Below are 15,953 nucleotides of genomic sequence, written 5' to 3' on the forward strand. Positions count from 1 at the left end.
CCGTGCCGCCAGTGTGATGATTCTTGCGCTCGGACGGTCCAGCAAGGAGCACAGTCAGGGCTCAGGCTTCTTCATCGCACCAGGCATCATCGTGACCAACCGGCATGTGGTGGACAAAGGGTCGAAACTCATCGTTATCATGCCCGACAAGACTGAGGTCACCGCGAAGCTCGTGGGCAAGTCCACGACCATCGACGCGGCAGTGCTCAAGGTGGACCGGACCAATCATTCCAGTCTGCGATTTGCCAGGTCCTCATCGGTGCAGATCGGCTCCCAGGTCTGTGCCGTGGGGTATCCCGTTTCTGACTATCTCGCCGCCGCGAGTGGGACGGCGGATTTCTCCAAGGCGCTGGCGGGCATCTCGCCCACCAGCACCTACGGGCGCATCGGCGGGCGTCAGACGCTCAAGAACACCAAATGCCTTCACCTCGACCTTAATCTTAACCCCGGCAACAGCGGTGGCCCGGTCATGGATCGAGCCAGTCAGGTCGTTGGCGTCAGTACCTACAAGCTCATGGGAGCCGATGGCACAGTTCAAGGTATGAACTTTGCCATTGAGGCAGATCTCGTCCGGCAGTTTGTCGAGGAAACCGTTCCAGGCATCCGGTTGTAGGGGCTGCCCTCACCTGGTTGGCCGATAGACACCCTGCTCCTCTTCCTCTGTTCGAGAAAGCAGGGTGTCATTCACAAGATCGATCTGGACCCGGATCAGTTGGCCGGCTTCTTCAGGCTGTCTAAGCCTGAGGTGGAACTGCTGCTGCTCGTTCCGGCGGCGCCTCCGCCCTTCAGGATTTTCTCCATGTCCTCAAGCACTTTGCGCGGCCCCACGTATTTGCCGTCCACATAGGAGTCAGAGAGGACCTTGCCGGTTTCATCGATGAAGACCAGGCAGGGGATGCCTCGTCCGGAGTATTTGGTAAGTCCTGGGGTGTCCTTCTTGTTGTCAAACGCCAGCGCTGGCCAGTCCATGCCGTCCTCCTTCATGTACGCTGCCATGTCCTCCGCTGAACGGTCGCTGCTCACGAAGATGAGCTCAAACTGGGGGTTCTTGCTCTTGTTGCGCTTGTACCAGCGCACCAGATCAGGTGTGAACGCCCGGCACGGTCCGCACCAGGAGGCGGAGTAGTAGATGGCGTAGTACTTGGACTGGGCAAGTGCCGCATCGTCGAACTTGTCCACCTTGCGTCCTTTGGACTCCACGAGCTTGCCTTTGAACCCGGGATACACCGTATTGTCAGCCTGGAGCGCCCCAGCACCAGCCAACAGTGCCGCCGCAACGGCCATGTAGAGGAAGTTGGTTTTCATCACACCATTGTGGTGCGCCTCCGGAAACTTGGAAAGCAAAGTTTTGGCGGAGCGATGGGTGGCCCCAATGACGGGCAACGCGAAGTCTGGAGCAAGGATGCTATCCGCCGAACCTCGCAGGATACATTTTCTCCAGAGCCACGCGACTGGCAGCCAGACGGTTTTCAACCCCCAGCTTGGGATAAATGCGCTCCAGATGGACCCGCACGGTGCCGGGCGAGATGTTGAGGATGGTGGCGGTGTCCGCGTTGGTTTTGCCTTCGGAGACCCAGTAGAGCACCTCTTGCTCACGGGGCGTCAGCCCCAGTCCCACCAGGCGATCGGATGCGGGGCCGCTGGATGCGGTGCGGGGCGGATTCAGCGTCAGCACTGCTCGCAGGTGGGGCAAAAGCAGGGTGAAAAGGAGGCGGTCCCGCTCGGTGAAACTGCGTTCCTCCCGGATGACGCATCCCTGAAAGAGTGATCCACCGGGCAGACGCATGTCTACACCCAAGTCGTCTTCCAGGCGTACGGAACCGCGATCCACATTGTAGAGATCGGTGCGCTGCCACCGGGTCTGGCTCAGGAAGTCGGACACGCTCAGGACTTCACCCCGTGGTCCGGACTGCAGCCGCGGATGGGATTGCAAAAGACGAAACTGCTCGGGGCTCCAGTTGAAGGCTCCTCTCTCTGAAAGCGCAAAATCAGGTGCCGTCTCCGGCAATGCCGGGCTAAGGCATGCTGCAGCCACGGTCCCGCCCACGACTGTCGCCAGGGTGCGGGCGATCATCGGCATGGCCTCCTCCTGAAGCGCACCCGCATAAAGCGCCGCCACGTGATCATTGAACCGACGGCATTCAGCCGCGGACAAGGCCGGTGGAGAGGGAAGGTTCATGGGGTGCGAGAAGTGAAAGGGCGCATAAGAGAGCAGAACTTCGGCCGTGGGAAAGGGGAATGTACCGGTGCGTCGGTGCGGCAGGTTGCCGCCCTCCCGTCCCAAGCTTAGGCTCCGATGGCCTTGAGGTACCGCTCTGCGGACAACCGGACTCGCTCCTTGGCAGCCTGGTTCACGATGCTGGGCCAGAAGGCGCCGTAGAGATGCTCGTAGGCGTAGGGCTCCAGTGCATCCGTGATGCGGCGGATGGCGGGGGCGTTCAGCGGGATGAAGTTGGGGTAGCTGTACATGAAGCTCACCCACCTCCGGTCCGCGGCCACCTGAGGCTGGTCCCCGGCCAGGATGGCCCCTTTACCCTGGGCTCCGTTGCGCCAGTGCAGGACTTGAAATCCGTCGAAGTGCCCTCCGGTGTTGATCAGCGTCAGATCATCTCCCAGCTTCTTCGTCGCGCCCTTCCAGAACTGGTAGTTCACATCTGCATCTGGCCTCATGACCCACTGGCGGTCTGCCTCGTGCAGGTGAATGGGTGCGTTGCCGAAGGCCCGGCTCCACTCCGCCATGCTGCTGTAGTAGTGCGGATGGGAGATGGCGATCGCCGAGATGCCCCCTAGCTTCTTAACGGCTGCGATCGTGGCGTCATCGAGATAGCTGATGCAGTCCCACAGGATATTGCCCTCCGGGCGCCGGACCAGGATGGCCCGCTGACCGATCCCCAACTTGGGCTGGGTGCCGATGCCATGCAATCCCGGCTCCAGTTCACGGATGACATTCTTCCAGGTGCCCTGTTGTTTCATCGCCTCCAGGGTGTTCCACTCCTGGCCGTTGGCTCCCACATACTGGCGTTCATCCAGGCAGATGGGGCACTCTTTGGGCGGCCCGTCGGTGGCGGAGAACTGGGATCCGCAGGTGATGCACAAGTGCGGTTGCGCCCCGCTGGCGGCGGCGGTTTGAGCAGCCGATGCATTCATCATGAGGGAAAGCGTGCCGGTTGCGGCGGCGGAAGTCGAGAGGAAACGTCGGCGGGAGAAGGAGGGGAGCATGGCGTGGAGGGGTGAGGAGTTTTTTTCGGTGCCCGATTGTGACAGGAAGTGCAGGGGCTGGAGAAATACCAAGAAGGTTGGGCCATGCATGCCCTGCGAGTATGGCGCACTTCCTCAGGAGAATAAGGCCGGAAGCTCGTCATTCCCTCCACAGCTGCAAAAAGGATCAATGTCCGCGATTCAGCGTTGCTGGACGGTGGCTTGACTGGTGAGCGCCGCCCTTATGGCGAGCGTCTCGTCAGTTGGGGTAATGTTGCCGGTGCCTGTGATTAACAGCAGCGTGCTCAGCGATGGCATTGAAGAGAGAGTAGGGATGCTTGCCTGGGTGATGCGGCTGGCGGGTAGGCGGAGGGTGTTCACCGTAGGGTGTCCGGCGAGTGGAGCGATGGAGGCGTCAGTGAACTGGACGCCATCCAGTTCGATGTTCCGAAGTTTGGGCAGGTCGCGCAGAGCTTCGCAAACTTGGGTGGCGTCCGCCTCAGTCAACTCGTTGGAATTCGCGGAGAAAGAGACGACGACGGCTTTTGCATTCGAGAACTGCCGCAAAGCGTCGTGGAAGCCGGGCTTGATAGATTTTACATCTGTAATGTAGATGGTGGGGAGCTTGGCACCCAGCGTGCCGCGAAGACGATTGTGCAGGTAGTAGGCCAGTTCGTCATTTGCGGTCAACCTCCTTGTCAGGAATTCTATCCCGTCGTCACCTATCGATGGCATCCAACGGGGCTTGGAGAATCCCGGGGCAAAACGGTGCCCCTCGTAAGTCTGAGCCAATGCGGCAAATTTCGCCAGGATCAACTCGGTGCGGACGTAAAGCAGGCCCAAAGTCAGGAGGGCGACGGCTGGGATCGCGAGATAGATGAGGTGAGGCTTGAATTTCATGGCTGTGCGGCGCAGCGTCTCCAGCCCCGGCAAGCTCGCACTGAAAATGAGACACTAGGGATCTTGATCAGAAGCAGCTTAACGGGGCAGCTATGTCAGATGAGCTGGCTGGATCCGCGTTCATTAAGATATTGGGTAATGGTCTGTCGTTGAGTGGAGCCGCCCAATCTGCATCCGAACTCGCTTCACCGTGGCGAGCAATCGACATGGGCAGATTGAACATCTGACGTGGATCGAGCGGGTTTTAGTGGAAAGTGATTTTTAAGGTGCCTCGTAAGGCGCTGAGGCTAAGTTGGATGCAATCGAACGTCCGTTGAACGGAATCATGTGTTCCGTTCAACAAGACAGGGGTGTCCGTTGAACAAAAGAGAAAAGGAATGGGAAATGGAACAGAAAAAGAATGAGGAAGAGAAATGAAAGGAAAGGAACGAGGAAACCAGCGAGGCCGCTTTGATGCGCGTGTTTTCTCCAAGGAAAGAAATTCCAGTTGCGTGGTACGTGTGCTTAGTGCACATTGATTGATGAAGTGGCTATGTAGGCATCCGTTGACATTCATCACCTGTCTGGGTTTGCTGTTGGCCTGGGTGGTGTCTGCCTCAGGGTGGCAATACGACAGCCCTGGTTTGCGCGGTGTGGCGTTTTGGGCTTCCTGGTTGTTCGCGCTGCCTGTGTGGGCAGTGGGTGAAGCCGATCAGTCTTGGGGCCCAGGGGCTCCCAGTTGGTTGTTGATCGCGGTGGCGTTGGTGTTGTGCTGGTTTATCGAGATGGGCGTTCGCAGTTTGGTGTCGCGATGGCGCGGAAGTTTGTCCAGGGTGCCTTGAGGCAAGTCGCGGGCGGTCAGGAGCTGATGGGTTGACTGGACCCTCTATGCTTCGTCAACCCGCGGGACCGGAGATCCCGCCTCCTTTACTCTGTGTTCCAGTTGTCAGGAGGTTTGTTCGCGGATGAGCACTTCACCGGATCTTCGCCTCGGGCAGCTCTTTCTTCACTCCTTCATCGATCGGCATCTTGTCCTCCTTGAGGCCCACCTCGTCCATCAGCACGGCCAGTTGCACCTGGAGTTCGCGTTTTTTGGCGTCGTGGGCGGGGAGGTTGATGAGGTTGTTGTTCTCGCCGGGGTCCGTCTTCAGGTTGTAGAGCTCGGCCATGTGGCGGTCTTCGGAGTCATCGCCATGAGGGTAGTGAATGTACTTCCAGTTCGCGGTGCGAATGCCGCGGATGTTTGGCGTGTAGGGGAACTGCTTTTCGTAGTACAAGTAAAATCATATACAATTCAGTGATATGTGTAACCGTCTCATTGCGAGAAAATTAACGGTGGAAACGGCACGCAAACGGACCAGCGGTTTTGGTGGCGCTGATGCGTGTTGGTGGCGATGCGCGCTTCGGTGTTGATGCTGGACGGATGGCAGCCGACTTTGGAGGCAGCAACAGAATCCGCATTGCCAGTGAGCAGGGATGCCTATCGCGTATCTGGCTCTCCCTGGCGTACAAACATTCAAGTTTCGGGGGAACTGTCTTGCAGAGGAGATTACGTTGCAACACCCTACCTACTTCCCCGGATGTCCAGGGACCACATGTGGTTCTACTCCAGGCCCGCCCGCCCCAATAGCGACTTCGGGCGATACACCCTCTTTGTCCCCATCGTTATTTTCCTTTTGCGCTTGAAGTTTCTCGTGTTCTTGCGCAATTGCATGCAACACGCAAAACAGGATAGGAATACCGAGAAGCGTATCGATAGGAACAGCCAGAGGACCGGTGAAGAGCGCAGGCCCCGCAATGGCCATGGAGACCGCGGTCTGCAGCGCGCAGACATCGATAGTGTGAATTCCTTCGGCTTCGGGCATGACTAAAAGTCCAATGTTACATTGTCAATAACATTCTCGTCATCCACCCAGCAATTAATAGGCTTTTTTGCTCCGGCGGATGTTAGCAGCAAGGTGAAGATAGCGCTGTGACCTCGGTGACCTGTTAGTAGCTTGCAATTAGTGCCGTCAACTTCGGCCAATACATAGTCAGCCTCCGCTCTAATTGTCTTAACAACTCCTGTTTGCATTTTCATGTGACAGATGTGTTGAATGTGCGCACATGATTCCAAGGAGAAAAGCACTTGTCAAGATGAAACTTCCTAAACATCTGGAGCCACAAGGCAAGGATGTACGCTTGTAAATTATATGCAGCCTACTTGTCGGGCGTTCACTGGGAACGCCCAAAAAGAGGAAACTGAGACTATTTCGCTTTCGCACGGCCTTCTTGTGCCGCAGCTTTTGCCCTTGCCTTTGCTACCTTGTCTTTGAGCAATTCCGTCACTATATCAGAGATGGACTGCCCGGTGCCGTGAAGCAACTCCTTGGCATCAGCCAAAACGTCAGGATCAATCGTGAGATTGAGACGGGGGCGTTTCCCTGTTGAGCTCATTTGTGGTCTTGCCATGGTGCATTTAATGCGCATTTTATGCGCATAGTCAAGAGCAATTCGGCTTTGGCGGAAGGGGTTTAGCGATTGATGCTGTAGTAGTCCACGAAGCCATCACTATCGACTGTGACGAAAGCGTCTCGCCAATGCCAATGCTGCACCCCACTTGAATTCTTGCTCGAACTGCTTGGCTGGCCCCAAGCCAAAAGCAAAAGCGCTCCGGGCATGCCCTTCGCGATTTTGCCTTCGTAAGTTGCCTTCACCCAAAAGATGATATCGGACCTCTCAACGCCTGATTCAAGCAGCGGGCGGCAAGTGTCCTGTATGATGGCAAGGTCTGATTTGAGCTTTTCGTACCGTTCGGGATCGGTGACATTTTGCTTCAACTTGGCAATCTCGGAAGAATAGGGCTCCCAAGTGTGGAAGTCTAAACGATCGTCTGCATGCTGTCTTTTTGCAGTGGCGATACGCTCCCGCTTCGAAGCCTCGGCATCCGCCATGGCGGCTTTGACCTCTAATTCATCAAAGCCGCCAAGTGCCTGCTGAACCTCAAGAGGCAGTTCCTTGTAGGAGATTCTTGCAACCCCGGCGGAGTGAACAATCTTCACTCCATCAACGAGCTTTTCCGTCACCTTTACATCGCTGTACTCAGCCCCCTTTGCTGTCTTGAGGGTGGGTAGAGTGAGGATCGGGGCGGATCCTAAAGCGGTGCTAACCAAAAGCGCCAGAATAGCAAGAGGTTTCATCTTCACAATGGTTAGATGAAAGGTGGAAGGTGTCAAGTTCCACGACGCTAAAGGGCTGAGGCTGAACACCTCAGCCCGTGAATGTTTAATTGAAATTGCCAGCCAGCACATTCCCCACTTGGGCGGGATCTTTAACCCTCTCAAGAATTCTCTTGAGAAGTTGGCCGCGCTCTCCCCGGCCCTTCTGCGTCAGAGTGAGGAGGTGGGCGTCAACAGCGTCCTGCTTCACGGGCGGAAGCACCGCCATCGGCACCGTCACGGGGTGATCCCCTTGAACCAAAAGGTCATAACGGACAAGACCTTTGATGTATGCGGCCCAGTTGGGATAGCCGAGGGAAACGGCTCTTTTTTCGGCGGCTTGAGCAAGAGAATCGGGGAATCGTACGGAACGGGGGTGTGACATTGTTGCGAGTCGTTAACAATCTTGTAGTTCGATGTAGTTCAATGAACTACACAGAAATTGTTGCGCTCTTTGTCACTGATTGCAAACTGTTCGTGTGAACACTATGTATTTTTCTTTGCAGCGCGCTTCGATGACTTGGGGGGTGGGGTAGGCTCCTCTGTAGCGATCAATGAGCGCATCCAATCGGCAAGAGTCATCCCTCTGCTCTTTGCAGCTTCCATCATGGCGGCGGCTTCCTCCTCGGTGGCATAGAAACCGACCATTCGCTTTCCGACTTTGCGTTGGCTTGGCATGAGGTGATTAGACACCTAGGGAAACTTTTATCAACTTTTTCTTGCGGTGTCTAGTCACCTGCAATAGTGGGTGTCTAGACACCTTGCCTGAACATGATAAAAATATACTTTCAGACACCTCTGTCGATTAAGCAGTTCTCAGCGCTTGAGGGATTGGCAAAGCATAACGGGCGCAAACCTGCACAAGAGCTACGCGCAAGGGCTTTGGCGGCGCTTTCTAAAGCTACCCCCGCTCGCAAGCAGGAGGCCCGGAAGCCGTGAAACCCGCTCCCTTTGTGCGAGGCATGCTCTTCGCACTGATTCGCCGCAGAGCCTTTCTTTGCCTCGCGAGGCTTAACCGCCCTCAAGCCATCAAGTGGATCGGCTTTGCACGCAGTGAGAGGCAGAGCCTCCGACTCAACGCCGCCCTTGCTTTCCAAGTTTCCAAGCCATGAACAACCGGCTCCAACAATTCAACTTCAACGAATCTTCCGTGAGGGTGGTTCAGCGTGACGGCCAACCTTGGTTTGTTGCTGCGGATGTGTGCGAGGTGCTGAGCCTCTCGAATCCCTCCATGGCCCTCAATGCCTTGGATGACGACGAAAAGGGTACCCTAAGGATTAGTGAGGGAACCTCGGTAAAGGGGGGCAATCCTAACATGGGCATCGTCTCCGAATCCGGCCTTTATGCTCTCATCTTCAAATCCCGCAAGCCACAAGCAAAGCTCTTCCGCAAGTGGGTGACATCTGAGGTGCTTCCCGCCATTCGCAAGACCGGAAGCTATGCAGTCAGTGCGCCGACAACGCCGGAGATGCACCCGGTAGCCGTGCAGTTCCTCAACTTCTTCGACTCCCTCCACAAGCGCGGCGTGCCCGTTGACCAGTGCTCAAAGACTGCCGGGCAAGTCTTCCAAAGCGGTGTGCAAGGCTTCGAATTTTCTCAAGCCGCGTTGCTGCCTGGAACGCGAGCCCTTGCCCCAATCAACCAAATCCATCAAGCCTAAGACTCAACATGCCCAAACAACCGACGAACATCTATCTTCCTGCCGATCTCATTCTTGAGGCAAAGGCAATGGCAAAGAAGCAAAAGACCTCCCTTTCCGCCATCGTGAACAAGCTCCTCAAGGAATGGGTGAAGCGTGAGAAGCGCAAGCTGGAGCAACAGGCAGAAGGGGGAGCGGCATGAGCGAACTAATCACCGGCCAGTGGCACGCCAAGCACCTTTCGCTTTTCGTTCCGATGTCTGCCCTTCAAAGACTCGCAAAGTATTGGACCCTAAAACCCGCACAGGACAAGACCGATGAATCAGAAATTTCGCAAAATGCGCCGTCTCCTGACGGCAATCTTCCACCGGTTGTTTCTCCCGGCCAGCGTCGCAAACGCTCACAAAATCAACGGCATTCAGGCCCGTTTCATCCTCGCTCGTCCGGGTTACGGAAGCTCGAAAAGAATCGCGGCTGAGAGCCTTTGACTTCCAAGCATGTCTGCCGCAGGTGCACTCAAATTAGACTTCTAAATACACCAAATACTCGATGGCACTACAGATCAAAAAAGGAAAACAAGTCCGCGCTCAACGCGTGGTAGTTCACGGCCCGGAAGGGGTCGGCAAATCGTCTCTTGCCTCCGGCTTTGGCCGGGTGCTCTTCATTGACGCCGAAGATAGCACCGCACAATTGGACGTTGAGCGTCTCGAACCTTCCAACATGAAGGAAGTCCGGCAAGCGATTGAGATCGCAAGGAAGAGCCCGGATCATGATGCGATTGCGATTGATACCGTGGATTGGATCGAGCATCGCCAGCTCGCCGAAATGCTGGAAGAGGACAAGAAATCCTCCATTGAGGATTACGGCTATGGTGCCGGATACACCATGCTTTCAGAGCGCATGATGGAGTTCTTGAAGCTTCTCGACGGTCTGATTGCGGCAGGCAAGCACGTGATTTTGCTCGCACATTCGCATGTGCGCAAGCACGAGGAGCCCGGCGACAAAGGCTCTTATGATCGCTTTGAGTTGAAGCTCTCAAAGAAGGGCGCGCCCTTGGTGAAAGAGTGGGCGGATGCGGTTCTTTTCCTCAACTTCCAGACCCTAACGAAGGAATCAAAGGACAAGAAAGTCCGGGCAGTGGGCGGCACGGATCGCGTCATTCACACCTCACGTTGCGCCGCGTTCGATGCCAAGAACCGCCACGGTCTCCCGGAAAAGCTCGACTATGAAGTCGCAGGGAAGATTCCGGCTCCATTGTTGGCAATCATCACCGGCAACACCCCGACCCCGAAAGAGGCGAACCCGGACGCCCCCGCAGATCCCTTCCTGATGAAGCTCGTGAAGGGCTATGAAGCTGCAGCTCTTGCCGTTCTGATGGAGCGGGGCATGCTGCAAGTAGGGCAAGATTTTCGTGCCCTGAAAAATACGCATTTAATGCGGATTAAATCACAGTCCGGAAGCTTCCTGGATGTTGTGAAGTCGAAGCACGCCGCCATGAATCCAGCTCCGGAGGAGCCCGCCGAAGAGGCGGAAGCAGAGACTCAAGAGCCCGGCTTTGACAAAGGAGGAGAGGCGTGAGCGAAGCCGCTGCCGTCACCATCGAGCCCCCCGCAACGGGGGCTCTCCCTCTCACCGTGGAGCGCCCCACGCACTTCACGGAGGTTCTTCGCCCGTCTTCGCTCCCGAAGCTGGCGCAATGTCCGCGATACATGCCCAGCTCCGAAGCTGGCCCGTTCGCAGAGCGTGGCAACAAGCTCGACCGTGCATTCCGGCTCCTCTTCGCAGGTGACCCGTCCGCCCTGGATGGATGCACCGAAGAGGAAAGCAAAAGCCTCAAGTGGGCTAAGGATATGACAATCCTTCTCTCTGGCGGGGAAGAGATCCACACGGAGAAAGACGATTGCCGCATGAGCATCCCCGACCTGCCTAACGGCGGCGAAGCGGATGCGATTGTTCCCACGCGCTTTCGCTCCATGGATCTCAAAAGCGGTATGCTCCGGGAGTATCGCGAACAAATGGCGGCATACGCTTACGGGCTCATGCTCCGCCACTTCACAGAGGAATGGACTTGTTCACTCCTCTTCCTGGACCTCCGCGAGGTTGTGCACATGCGCTTCACATTCGAGGAAGCAAAGGGAATCGTGGAGGCCGTGATTGCCTCAAAGCGTGATCCTGAATCACTCGCAACCCCTGGTGGCGCGTGCGGCTGGTGTGCGTTCAAGGAAGTATGCCAAGCCCGGCTTAACCTCGCGGCGGAATCCCTCGCGGCGCTCCATCTCAAGGAAGGCCTGGAAGCTTTGAAGGATGACCCGGAGAAGCTGGCGCGCTTCATCGTCGGATGCAACCCGTTGGAGGACATGCTCAAGAGCGCCAAAGAACATGCTAAGAGCTATTTCGACAACGGAGGGCCGGGGGTTCCTGGCTTCAAGCTCCAAAGTCGAAAGGGCAACGAGTTCGTTTCTCCTGTTGACGTTCTGGCCTGCTTCCCTGGTGCAACGCTTGAAGAAATCTGCGGCTACTATGGGGAAATGTCCGGCACGAAATTCCGCCTCGCATGGACGGAGCGCCGGGGGAGTCAGGAAGCCCCTGAAAACCTCATTCAGTCAAAGCCGGGCTCCACCTTCATCAAAGCTGCCCCGCCTCCAAAGGAGCCTAAAGCAAAGAAGCCAAAGGCCCGCAAGTAATCAGTAACAACTCAAAACACGACAGAAACTCAAAAAACCATGGCATCCTATACCTCCGGCCCCAAAGAAGACCGCCCCATTCGCATCCAGCTCGTCAAGTCAGGCGAGTACGATCTCAAAGTGCTCGACTCCAGTGAGAGTCAATCCAGCAATGGAAACGACATGATCGAGCTTAAGTTCGAGGTGATCCTCGAAGGCGACACCCCTGGCCCCATCATTTACGACAACCTCGTTTTCACGGAAAACTCTGCCTGGAAGATTGACCAGTTCCGCCGCGCCATTGGCGAAAACGTGGTGGAAGGGGAGGAGGTGGAGGTTGATGCGGATGTTTTCCTTGGCAAACGCTTCCGTGCTTTCCTCAAGCAGGAGAAGGACCGCAACGACAGCTCCATCAAGCGCAACCGGGTGGGCAGTTACCTGGAACCGAAGCCGGGCGACAAAACCCAAGCCCCGGCCACCAGCGGCGCGGAAGATGATGATCTTCCGTTCTAACCTTTTTTTCGCCGCTTAAATGCGCATTTAATGCGTATGGAATATCCTTGGGCGGGCTGGATATTCCGGCCCGCTCATTAAAGAGCAACCCAACATTCCAATGCTCCCCACTATCCCCCCTCAATCCCGTTACATCTTCTCGGGTAATTTCACAAACCGCCATTCGGAATTCCCCTGGCTCGTGCGGCGCGCAGATCAACCCCTTTGCCACTGCGTCCCGTGCATGTTTGTGGAGGCTCGGCACGTCATTTTCACCCCCTCCGGTGAGGAAGAGCAAAAGCAGGGTTGCAAGATGACGGCAACCATGAACGTACAAGGCCGGGAAGGTGTGCGCTTTGGCAACACCTTCCAAGGGCGGCAGATCCTCCCGCTTGAACCACTGGTGGAGGATCGCCCCTCACCGGAGTTGCTGAAAGCTACGCAAGAGGCGCTCGACCTCCACGCCATGAACACCGGCTTTGTCCGGCTCCTCTTCACCCCGGAGGGCTTCAAGGTGGGGATCACCGGGGAGCTTGTGGAGAGCGTCTTTATTCTCCGCCTCACCCCTGACGGCAGTATTTCCGCAGTCCTTTACCCAACTCCTGCCTTTGAAAACAGCAACAGCCCCTCAGCCTAACCCACCACCCCCCGCCGACACAGTGAAATCATTCTCTTACTTCCTCTCTGGTCTCCTCTTTGGTGCCATCCTCTGTATTCCCTTCATGCGTCCATTGCCGGGCTTTGTCTCTCCATTGCTCGCGCTGGTGGCGGTGGTGACGCTCCTGGTTGCGGCAGGTCTGCCCCGGCTCAACTCCGGCGGGTTCCTTCACTTCGCGGCGGTGCGTGTTCAGAAGGTGGAGCTGGATCTCCTTCGGAAGCGCATCAAGTCACTTCGAGCGGTGATCGAGTTCTATGGAGCGCATCGCTTCTACTCCTCCGGTGCCTGCCAGAAGGACAGGGGAGCGGTTGCCCGTCGCGCCCTGCAATATGACGACAACGGCCAGACCAGTTCCAGCATTCTTAAGCTCCCCAACGGCGAGGACTGACACACGAGAAGCAAGGAAACCACTAAGCGCGGCGGCGGCTGAACGGCTCCCGCCGCTTTTTTTGCCATCACATGACGATTAGACCGTATCAGCAGGAGATTTTAGAGCGGGTGATTGCCGCTTTTGAGGAATTTGACCGCGTGCAGGTGACTTCCGCCACCGGGTCAGGGAAAACGATCATCACGAGCGAGCTTATGCGCCTGGAAGAAGGGCGCTCACTCTTCCTCGCGGACGGTACGGAGCTTGTCTTGCAAAACTCAGACAAGTATCACAAGCACACCGGCGACTTTGCCGCCGTCGAAATGGAGAAGCTCAAGGCGCGCCCCTACGAGCGGAAAGTGACTATTGCCAGCGCGCAGACCTTGCACCGGCGGCTTGAGAAGTATCCGGCGGACTACTTCGCAAAGATCATTGTGGATGAATGTTTTCCGGCGGGGACGCTTGTCGATGGCAGGCCAATTGAGTCCTTCAAAATTGGGGATGAAATCACTGCATTCGATGAAGTGACAGGCACGCTCAAGCAAAGCCGAGTGACGGACGTGCTTTGCCATGTGACTCACAACCCGCTAGTTGAGGTGAGAGTGCAAGGGAAGCGGATTCGATGCACCCCTAACCACCCATTCTGGACGCAACGGGGATGGGTGCCCGCTGCTTTGGTTGACTCCGGTGACTCGGTGCTAACCACCGAAACACTTGAAGACCTATCCCTCTCAAGCTTGCCAAGTCTGCGGAACGCAGTTCTCACCATCGAAGAGCCAGCATCACAACCGGAAGCACAAGCCAAATGCGGCATGGTGTTGCTCCCGGGCGTGTCAGAGTGCGCATTGCTCCGCGCTACGGAAAGTGCAAAATCCGATGCACGACCCGAAGGTGAGAGCGATGGTTTCGACCAAGCTAAGGGCGATGGGCTGGAAGCCAACAGTCAGAGGAGGGAACGGGAAACCGTTGCCTCCGGAGCATATAGCGATTGCTGCGATGCTGGGCTGGAAAACGGAAGTGGCGATTGCCACGAAATCGCGACACCTGGGACTCGGACTGCCGACCTGCTACAAACTGGACATTGCGCACGAGGGGTTGAAGATTGCGCTGGAGATCGACGGAAATTCCCACAACGTGACTGTGAGGAAAGAGCAAGATGCGAAAAAGGACGCGTTCTTAGCTGGGCTCGGGTGGAAGGTGTTGAGAGTGTCGAAGAAGGAAGCGCAACAGAACCCGCAGGCTATCGTTTCGCGCGTGCTGTCTATAATCTGACGGTTTCCACCTATTCAACCTACCTCGTGCAGGGAGTGGTGGTGCACAATTGCCACCGCAACACACTGGGCGGCATGGCTCAGAAGATCCTCAAACACTTTGAAAGTGCAAAGGTGCTTGGGATGACGGGGAGCCCGAAGGGGCCGAAGGGGCGCAGCTTGAGCGAGTATTACCAGCACATCGCGCATGACGTGGGGCTTGAAAGGTTGATTCGCGAGGGCTGGCTTGCTCGCATTGTTTTGAAGTGTATCCCGCTTGGCGTGGATCTCTCCCACGTGGGCACCGCCAGCGATGGGGACTACAAGCTAGGGGAGCTTGACGAAGTGGTTGAGCCTCACTTGCTCAAGGCCGCGCAGATCCTTGCTCACCACGGAAAGGGGAGGAAGTCCGTTGTGTTCGTGCCGCTCGTGAAAACGGCATACAAGTTCGCCACCGCCTGCCGTGCGGTGGGGCTGAAAGCCGTGGCGGTGGATGGGGACGACAAGAGCTCGCTTACGCACTTCACGCACGGCAACGCTGACGTGATCGTGAACGCGGCTCTCCTTACGACCGGCTGGGATTGTGACCTGGTTGATTGCGTGATGATCCTCCGCCCCACGAAGAGTGAGAACCTATTCCGCCAGATGGTGGGGAGGGGCACACGTCCCCGTTACATGGAGGGCTTTGACCCTAACGCGGACATGCACAACCACGAGTTGCGCCGGGAGGCAATGCGCCTGGGGCCAAAGGCAAACCTTTTGCTCATCGACCCGCTCTTCATGACGGATGACGTGAAGCTAATCGGCGCGGCCCGGCTCATGGCGCGGGATGGAGACCTTGAAGCCGCCATTGCGAAGCATCTCGCGAGCATGGCTCCCGGAGAAGATAATCTATTCGCGGACGTTGAAGCCGTGGACCTCCTGGACGCTGACGAAAAGGTTGAGAAGGACGCGGCGGAGATCCGAGAGCTTTCGCTCAAGAAGAAGCTCGAAGCCGCTGCAAACAAGAAGGAGCGCACGGTTGACGCGGTGGAGTTCTTCCTTGCCCTTCATGAGAAGGAGTTTGCGGAATACACCCCGGAGCATGATTGGGAAGGGGAACCGCCTTCCGAAGGGCAAAGGAAGCTCTTGGAGAAAAATGGCTTTGACCCGGACGCGATCAAATACAAGGGGCAGGCCGTGGCGATCTTGGAGCTTGTGGCAACGCGCCGGGATGCTGGGCTTGCCTCCCCGGCTCAAGTGAAGGCGCTCCGCAAGCTGGGGCATTCCAATCCCGACCTTGCCACTTTCGACGAAGCAAAGAAGTTCATCGCGAGCGCGGCACTTCGCGGGTGGGCTCCTCTTGTGCAGAAGCCGGAAGCCAAACCTAACACGCCCAGAGTGTGGCGGAGTGTCTCCGGAAACACCCTGGAGGGAGTGTTTGTGAAACTGACAAAGCAGGGCGCTACGCTCCGGCTTGCCGGTGGGCGGGTGATGGAGTTGCCGCTTGAGCGGTTCGTTGAAGATGACCGCATTGCACTCATGCACCTCGCTCATGAGGAGCAAAAGAGCAACCCACGCCCACGCTATAAATTTCGTGTCTAATTAAATACGCATTAAATACGCATTCA

The 15,953-nt window shown here is 56.7% G+C and carries 21 protein-coding genes; 11 read left to right on the forward strand and 10 right to left on the reverse strand.

The genetic code is table 11. The features are described 5' to 3' along the window. The first annotated feature begins 16 nt into the window (after positions 1 to 16). The gene (locus BV106_RS22450) at positions 17 to 613 is read left to right on the forward strand and encodes a S1C family serine protease (protein ID WP_038168481.1); all 597 of its coding nucleotides are present in this window, start codon (positions 17 to 19) and stop codon (positions 611 to 613) included. A gap of 95 nt (positions 614 to 708) precedes the next feature. On the opposite strand, the gene BV106_RS36070 is transcribed toward BV106_RS22450, so the two are convergent. From BV106_RS36070 to BV106_RS38780, 9 genes are all read right to left on the reverse strand, one after another. Further along, positions 709 to 1,305: a thioredoxin-like domain-containing protein gene (locus BV106_RS36070; RefSeq protein ID WP_265595965.1), complete on the reverse strand. Its 597-nt coding sequence runs from the start codon at positions 1,303 to 1,305 to the stop codon at positions 709 to 711. Positions 1,306 to 1,405: 100 nt separating this feature from the next. Beyond that, the gene (locus tag BV106_RS36075) at positions 1,406 to 2,179 is read right to left on the reverse strand and encodes a LuxR family transcriptional regulator (protein ID WP_051946203.1); all 774 of its coding nucleotides are present in this window, start codon (positions 2,177 to 2,179) and stop codon (positions 1,406 to 1,408) included. 107 nt (positions 2,180 to 2,286) lie between these two features. Then, positions 2,287 to 3,219, reverse strand: coding sequence for an MBL fold metallo-hydrolase (locus tag BV106_RS22465; protein ID WP_038168617.1), 933 nt, complete (start codon positions 3,217 to 3,219; stop codon positions 2,287 to 2,289). A 180-nt stretch (positions 3,220 to 3,399) separates the two neighbouring features. After that, positions 3,400 to 4,098, reverse strand: coding sequence for a hypothetical protein (locus tag BV106_RS22470; protein ID WP_265595966.1), 699 nt, complete (start codon positions 4,096 to 4,098; stop codon positions 3,400 to 3,402). Positions 4,099 to 5,051: 953 nt separating this feature from the next. After that, positions 5,052 to 5,354, reverse strand: a complete 303-nt coding sequence (locus BV106_RS22475; RefSeq protein ID WP_038168485.1) for a sulfatase/phosphatase domain-containing protein — start codon at positions 5,352 to 5,354, stop codon at positions 5,052 to 5,054. 291 nt (positions 5,355 to 5,645) lie between these two features. Further along, a complete protein-coding gene (locus tag BV106_RS38775; protein WP_265595967.1) occupies positions 5,646 to 5,942 on the reverse strand; it encodes a hypothetical protein in 297 nt (98 codons plus the stop codon). A 382-nt stretch (positions 5,943 to 6,324) separates the two neighbouring features. Next, the gene (locus BV106_RS22485) at positions 6,325 to 6,546 is read right to left on the reverse strand and encodes a type II toxin-antitoxin system CcdA family antitoxin (RefSeq protein WP_038168488.1); all 222 of its coding nucleotides are present in this window, start codon (positions 6,544 to 6,546) and stop codon (positions 6,325 to 6,327) included. A 44-nt stretch (positions 6,547 to 6,590) separates the two neighbouring features. Further along, entirely contained in the window at positions 6,591 to 7,256 is a 666-nt protein-coding gene (locus BV106_RS22490; protein ID WP_038168490.1) for a hypothetical protein, read from the reverse strand. Positions 7,257 to 7,341: 85 nt separating this feature from the next. Beyond that, positions 7,342 to 7,659: a hypothetical protein gene (locus BV106_RS38780; protein WP_265595968.1), complete on the reverse strand. Its 318-nt coding sequence runs from the start codon at positions 7,657 to 7,659 to the stop codon at positions 7,342 to 7,344. 723 nt (positions 7,660 to 8,382) lie between these two features. On the opposite strand from BV106_RS38780, the gene BV106_RS36080 reads away from it, so the two are divergent. The 8 genes from BV106_RS36080 to BV106_RS22530 all read left to right on the forward strand — a co-directional run bounded on the left by BV106_RS36080 (position 8,383) and on the right by BV106_RS22530 (position 13,114). Then, positions 8,383 to 8,934 carry a Bro-N domain-containing protein gene (locus BV106_RS36080; RefSeq protein WP_051946204.1) on the forward strand — a complete coding sequence of 184 codons (552 nt, stop codon included), beginning with the start codon at positions 8,383 to 8,385 and terminating at the stop codon, positions 8,932 to 8,934. Positions 8,935 to 8,942: 8 nt separating this feature from the next. Further along, complete coding sequence (locus tag BV106_RS37550; protein WP_081892119.1) at positions 8,943 to 9,116, forward strand: DUF6364 family protein; 174 nt, start codon at positions 8,943 to 8,945, stop codon at positions 9,114 to 9,116. Continuing rightward, on the forward strand, positions 9,113 to 9,391 hold the full coding sequence (locus tag BV106_RS38785; RefSeq protein WP_265595969.1) for a hypothetical protein: 279 nt from the start codon (positions 9,113 to 9,115) through the stop codon (positions 9,389 to 9,391). The genes BV106_RS37550 and BV106_RS38785 overlap by 4 nt, the downstream gene beginning before the upstream one ends. A gap of 71 nt (positions 9,392 to 9,462) precedes the next feature. Beyond that, the gene (locus tag BV106_RS36085) at positions 9,463 to 10,491 is read left to right on the forward strand and encodes an ATP-binding protein (protein WP_081892121.1); all 1,029 of its coding nucleotides are present in this window, start codon (positions 9,463 to 9,465) and stop codon (positions 10,489 to 10,491) included. Further along, on the forward strand, positions 10,488 to 11,597 hold the full coding sequence (locus BV106_RS22515; RefSeq protein ID WP_038168496.1) for a PD-(D/E)XK nuclease family protein: 1,110 nt from the start codon (positions 10,488 to 10,490) through the stop codon (positions 11,595 to 11,597). The genes BV106_RS36085 and BV106_RS22515 overlap by 4 nt, the downstream gene beginning before the upstream one ends. A 39-nt stretch (positions 11,598 to 11,636) precedes the next feature. Then, complete coding sequence (locus BV106_RS22520; RefSeq protein WP_038168498.1) at positions 11,637 to 12,089, forward strand: DUF669 domain-containing protein; 453 nt, start codon at positions 11,637 to 11,639, stop codon at positions 12,087 to 12,089. Between the two features lie 304 nt (positions 12,090 to 12,393). Continuing rightward, positions 12,394 to 12,705 carry a hypothetical protein gene (locus tag BV106_RS22525; protein ID WP_265595970.1) on the forward strand — a complete coding sequence of 104 codons (312 nt, stop codon included), beginning with the start codon at positions 12,394 to 12,396 and terminating at the stop codon, positions 12,703 to 12,705. Positions 12,706 to 12,727: 22 nt separating this feature from the next. Then, positions 12,728 to 13,114 carry a hypothetical protein gene (locus tag BV106_RS22530; RefSeq protein ID WP_038168501.1) on the forward strand — a complete coding sequence of 129 codons (387 nt, stop codon included), beginning with the start codon at positions 12,728 to 12,730 and terminating at the stop codon, positions 13,112 to 13,114. A 257-nt stretch (positions 13,115 to 13,371) separates the two neighbouring features. Here the strand turns inward: BV106_RS22530 and BV106_RS38790 are convergent, their stop codons facing one another. Further along, entirely contained in the window at positions 13,372 to 13,665 is a 294-nt protein-coding gene (locus tag BV106_RS38790) for a hypothetical protein (protein ID WP_038168502.1), read from the reverse strand. Between the two features lie 304 nt (positions 13,666 to 13,969). On the opposite strand from BV106_RS38790, the gene BV106_RS38795 reads away from it, so the two are divergent. Together BV106_RS38795 and BV106_RS38800 are read left to right on the forward strand one after the other, a co-directional pair. Next, positions 13,970 to 14,365 (forward strand): DUF559 domain-containing protein, encoded by a 396-nt coding sequence (locus tag BV106_RS38795; protein WP_038168503.1) that lies wholly within the window; start codon positions 13,970 to 13,972, stop codon positions 14,363 to 14,365. Between the two features lie 74 nt (positions 14,366 to 14,439). Further along, positions 14,440 to 15,927, forward strand: coding sequence for a helicase-related protein (locus BV106_RS38800; RefSeq protein ID WP_265595971.1), 1,488 nt, complete (start codon positions 14,440 to 14,442; stop codon positions 15,925 to 15,927). The last annotated feature ends 26 nt before the right edge of the window (positions 15,928 to 15,953 follow it).

This window comes from Verrucomicrobium sp. BvORR106, from assembly GCF_000739655.1.
Lineage (GTDB): Bacteria > Verrucomicrobiota > Verrucomicrobiia > Verrucomicrobiales > Verrucomicrobiaceae > Verrucomicrobium.

What these genes read in the sequence shown, in the direction of transcription:
- BV106_RS38790 (WP_038168502.1), bottom strand. Translation starts at nt 13,665, where the DNA reads ATGGCAAAGCACGTCCGTCACTCGGCTTTGCTTGAGCGTGCCTGTCAC.
- BV106_RS38775 (WP_265595967.1), bottom strand. Translation starts at nt 5,942, where the DNA reads ATGCCCGAAGCCGAAGGAATTCACACTATCGATGTCTGCGCGCTGCAG.
- BV106_RS38780 (WP_265595968.1), bottom strand. Translation starts at nt 7,659, where the DNA reads ATGTCACACCCCCGTTCCGTACGATTCCCCGATTCTCTTGCTCAAGCC.
- BV106_RS37550 (WP_081892119.1), top strand. Translation starts at nt 8,943, where the DNA reads ATGCCCAAACAACCGACGAACATCTATCTTCCTGCCGATCTCATTCTT.
- BV106_RS22450 (WP_038168481.1), top strand. Translation starts at nt 17, where the DNA reads ATGATTCTTGCGCTCGGACGGTCCAGCAAGGAGCACAGTCAGGGCTCA.
- BV106_RS22465 (WP_038168617.1), bottom strand. Translation starts at nt 3,219, where the DNA reads ATGCTCCCCTCCTTCTCCCGCCGACGTTTCCTCTCGACTTCCGCCGCC.
- BV106_RS22485 (WP_038168488.1), bottom strand. Translation starts at nt 6,546, where the DNA reads ATGCGCATTAAATGCACCATGGCAAGACCACAAATGAGCTCAACAGGG.
- BV106_RS36070 (WP_265595965.1), bottom strand. Translation starts at nt 1,305, where the DNA reads ATGAAAACCAACTTCCTCTACATGGCCGTTGCGGCGGCACTGTTGGCT.
- BV106_RS36075 (WP_051946203.1), bottom strand. Translation starts at nt 2,179, where the DNA reads ATGAACCTTCCCTCTCCACCGGCCTTGTCCGCGGCTGAATGCCGTCGG.
- BV106_RS22490 (WP_038168490.1), bottom strand. Translation starts at nt 7,256, where the DNA reads ATGAAACCTCTTGCTATTCTGGCGCTTTTGGTTAGCACCGCTTTAGGA.
- BV106_RS36085 (WP_081892121.1), top strand. Translation starts at nt 9,463, where the DNA reads ATGGCACTACAGATCAAAAAAGGAAAACAAGTCCGCGCTCAACGCGTG.
- BV106_RS38800 (WP_265595971.1), top strand. Translation starts at nt 14,440, where the DNA reads ATGGCTCAGAAGATCCTCAAACACTTTGAAAGTGCAAAGGTGCTTGGG.
- BV106_RS22525 (WP_265595970.1), top strand. Translation starts at nt 12,394, where the DNA reads ATGAACGTACAAGGCCGGGAAGGTGTGCGCTTTGGCAACACCTTCCAA.
- BV106_RS22520 (WP_038168498.1), top strand. Translation starts at nt 11,637, where the DNA reads ATGGCATCCTATACCTCCGGCCCCAAAGAAGACCGCCCCATTCGCATC.
- BV106_RS36080 (WP_051946204.1), top strand. Translation starts at nt 8,383, where the DNA reads ATGAACAACCGGCTCCAACAATTCAACTTCAACGAATCTTCCGTGAGG.
- BV106_RS22470 (WP_265595966.1), bottom strand. Translation starts at nt 4,098, where the DNA reads ATGAAATTCAAGCCTCACCTCATCTATCTCGCGATCCCAGCCGTCGCC.
- BV106_RS38795 (WP_038168503.1), top strand. Translation starts at nt 13,970, where the DNA reads ATGCACGACCCGAAGGTGAGAGCGATGGTTTCGACCAAGCTAAGGGCG.
- BV106_RS38785 (WP_265595969.1), top strand. Translation starts at nt 9,113, where the DNA reads ATGAGCGAACTAATCACCGGCCAGTGGCACGCCAAGCACCTTTCGCTT.